The sequence below is a fragment of the Orbus hercynius genome (assembly GCF_003634275.1).
Taxonomy (GTDB): domain Bacteria; phylum Pseudomonadota; class Gammaproteobacteria; order Enterobacterales; family Orbaceae; genus Orbus; species Orbus hercynius.
Map to the genome: position 1 here is coordinate 1 of NZ_RBWY01000012.1, position 1,238 is coordinate 1,238.

2 protein-coding genes are annotated in these 1,238 nt (G+C 42.3%); both read right to left on the reverse strand.

All coding sequences use genetic code 11. The features are described 5' to 3' along the window. Nucleotides 1-178: 178 nt before the first annotated feature. Nucleotides 179-868, reverse strand: a complete 690-nt coding sequence (locus DES39_RS10865; protein WP_121146024.1) for a hypothetical protein — start codon at nucleotides 866-868, stop codon at nucleotides 179-181. A 4-nt stretch (nucleotides 869-872) separates the two neighbouring features. Continuing rightward, nucleotides 873-1,238, reverse strand: a 366-nt coding sequence (locus DES39_RS10870) for a hypothetical protein (protein WP_211324701.1), incomplete at its 5' end; no start/stop codon positions are given.

Consider the following 1,238-nt stretch of genomic DNA (forward strand, 5'->3'; position numbering starts at 1 on the left):
AATTTGACACTGCCCAAATAATAACAAAAATCGCCCTTAGCTTGGGTATTGGCCCGCGCGTTATCATACCCTTGCTGAATAATATTTTTTAGCTCGCCTTTATCGTAACACCCCATCAACAGGCTGGCCAGCAGGCCTAAAGTAAATAATTTTGTTAACGTTATCGTCTTCATATGATTTATGGCTGCAGTAAAAAATAAGACAGTGAGTTTTGATATAAATTGCCGTCTTTACCTTTATAAAAGGTCTTGGTATCGGGGTAACTTCGATCGCTTAATCGCACCTTCAATTGGGTATATAATGCATTGAGCTTATCTTGTGCATTAGTCGCCCAGGCTGGAATATCGAGCACATGATAATTATAACTGACATAGACTTTAGTCTGTTTAGCATTAGCATTACCGATTCCCCCTCCTACTTCTTTTTCTTCCACGTTAGTCACCTTATCAAGTTGGATGAGACCATAACAGAAAGCATTGTTGTAAATGATACGACCGCTACCAGATTGTTCGGGGAACAGATGTTGATATTCGCGGCCTAATTCGGTCAGATCGTAATGGTATATGCCGGGCTGACCGGCAACCGGCTCGCGAGTCAGTAAGCCAATATCGGCAAACAGCGGTAAGCTTCTCGACAACTTACCTTTATTCCAGACCACCCATTGAATATCATCCGCCAATACCGGTTCGTCGGTATAAGGGAATTTGACACTGCCCAAATAATAACAGAAATCGCCCTTAGCTTGGGTATTGACCCGCGCGTTATCATACCCTTGCTGAATGATATTTTTCAGCTCGCCTTTATCATAACACCCAACCAACAAGCTGGTTAGCACAGTAATCGATAGGATTTGGATGAGTTTTATCATATACTTATTCACTCTCAAGTAACTTGCCTGCAGGCTTAATCACCCAATAAGATAGCGAGTCTTGATATAAATTGCCGTCTTTGCCTTTATAAAAGGTCTTGGTATCGGGGTAGCTTCTATCACTTAATCGCACGTCCATCTGCGGATATAATGCATTGAGCTTATCTTGTGCATTAGTCGCCCAGGCTGGAATATCCAGCACATGGTAATTATAGCCAACATACACTTCAGTGCGTCGGATATTGGCATTCCCCATGCCCTCACCGACCTTTCTCTCTTCCACGTTAGTCACCTTCTCAAGCTGGATGAGGCCATAACAGAAGGCATTGTTGTAAATGATACCATTACTATATTGCTTAGGAAATTCATG